Annotated in this window: 2 protein-coding genes; both read left to right on the plus strand. The window is 36.8% G+C overall.

Going from position 1 to position 2,200, the window contains the following annotated elements:
• Positions 1-10 precede the first annotated feature (10 nt).
• On the plus strand, positions 11-988 hold the full coding sequence (gene sbnA, locus HDE68_RS05560; protein ID WP_183879701.1) for a 2,3-diaminopropionate biosynthesis protein SbnA: 978 nt from the start codon (positions 11-13) through the stop codon (positions 986-988).
• An 18-nt stretch (positions 989-1,006) separates the two neighbouring features.
• Positions 1,007-1,978, plus strand: coding sequence for a 2,3-diaminopropionate biosynthesis protein SbnB (locus tag HDE68_RS05565; protein WP_183879703.1), 972 nt, complete (start codon positions 1,007-1,009; stop codon positions 1,976-1,978).
• Positions 1,979-2,200: the final 222 nt, after the last annotated feature.

Consider the following 2,200-nt stretch of genomic DNA (forward strand, 5'->3'; position numbering starts at 1 on the left):
TTATCTACCTATGTTAAAAGAACTACAAAAACTGGCCGCCTTTATTGGTAATACGCCACTCATTGAATTAAAGAATAATGATGCCAATCTCTTTGCGAAGTTAGAATATAATAACTTCTCTGGCAGCTCCAAGGACAGAGCTGCATTCAGCATTATTTACAACGGTATCAAATCTGGGAAGATTTCAGAGAACACAACAATCATTGCATCGAGTTCTGGAAATCTTGCCATAGCTGTAGCATCAATCTGTAAAAGACTGAGATTAAATTTTGTCCCTGTAATTGATCCGAATATTAATTCAGCTTATGAAACGCTGTTAAATCTGATGTCTCATAAAGTTGTGAAAGTTACAGAGAGAGATCACACAGGAGGATATTTGCTGACAAGGATTAATGTAGTCAATGAATTACATGCAAAAACACCTGACTCATTTATTGCAGATCAATATGGCGATCCTAATAATTATAAAGGATACTATGGTTTAGGGGAAGAAATTATCTCTTCTTTTGAAAATCTGGACTACATTTTTGTTGCAGTAAGCTCCAGTGGTGCAATTACTGGTATTTCTGACTTTATCAAAAGGAATAAGCCAGAAGTTAAAATTGTGGGGGTAGATGTGGAAGGTTCTGTCATCTTTAGTGATAAACCTGTTAAACGTTATATCTCCGGTATTGGCGCCAGTCAGGTTCCTCCAATCATGGAGAACGCAATCATTGATGATGTAGTTATTGTTTCTCAAATGAGTATCATCAGGGGCTGCAATGAGCTTCTGAACGAGCAGGCAATTTTTGCAGGCGCTTCATCCGGAGCCGTTTATCTTGCTGCTAAAAACTATTTCAGATTTAATGATATTGAAGAATCAAAAGCTACATCTCTGCTGATTTTTCCAGATAAAGGTCACACTTATTTAGATACAATTTATAACCAGGAATGGGGCAGCCAGTTGGCGGCTAAGTTAAATGAAGAAGTTCTTTCCACTAATTTTTAAGCTGAAAAAATAGAAAACATGTTATACCTGAATGCGAATAATATTAAAGAGATTGGTTTTAATTGGGAACAATTAACAGCAGTAATCAAAGATGCAGTCGTGCAGCTTCATGCGAATGACTATTCACAGCCAATCAAGCCTTATTTAAGATTCGGAGATCCTAAAAACAGAATTATTGCTATGCCAGCATATATCGGTGGGGATAATCCATGGGCAGGTATAAAATGGATTGCCAGTTTTCCTGATAATATTTATAAAGATAAATTAAGGGCAAACTCTGTGACCATTCTGAATGAACATGATTCCGGAATACCCCGCTGTATAATTAATACAGCTACAGTCAGTGCAATCAGAACAGCTGCTGTATCAGGTCTGGTAGTCAAAGAATTTATGAAAGGCTGGAATAATGACCGCAAATTAATTGTGGGCATCAACGGTTTTGGTCCTATTGGTCAGATGCACCTGAGAATGATTACTTCAATTTTGGGAGATGAAATTGATAAAGTCCTGATCCATGACCTCAATCCGATTGACCGGAATGCAATTCTCGGCGAAATTCAGGACCGGGTATCAGTTGCTGCCAGCTGGGAAGACAGTTATCAGGATGCTGATATATTTATTACCTGTACAGTATCTGATGCGCCCTATATCAATATCTCTCCTAAAAAGGGATCTCTGCAGCTTAATGTCTCTTTAAGAGATTATACCGTTGACATGAAAGATTTTATGGATGTTATTATAGTAGATAACTGGGAAGAAGTCTGCAGACAAAATACAGACATTGAAAATATGCATAAAGAAAAAGGGCTTTTGGAAAATGATACAGTAACCATAGCCGAAGTAATCAATAAGGGTATTTTGGAAAAAAGAGCAGCTACGGATGTAGTCATGTTCAATCCAATGGGAATGGCCATTTTTGATATTGCAGTAGGCGGATATTATTACCGCGAAGCTTTGCATCAGAATATGGGCTTTTCACTGCCTGATTAATAAAATAGTATAAGTTATCTGTGATGTTTCAAGTATCGCCGATAACTTATACTCTTCAAATAAGTCTCTCATCTATTTACTCCTAAACTAAATAATGTTATTAAGGTTCTGGGGCGGCGTGCTGTAATTAAATGCCGTGCTGATGGAACTATTATGTTCATTATTTTATTGCTAACTGTCATTTACAAAAACACAGTTGCCTCTTAAAAATTAACGTAAATT

It is taken from the genome of Pedobacter cryoconitis, assembly GCF_014200605.1.
In the GTDB taxonomy this organism is placed as follows: Bacteria; Bacteroidota; Bacteroidia; order Sphingobacteriales; family Sphingobacteriaceae; genus Pedobacter; species Pedobacter cryoconitis_B.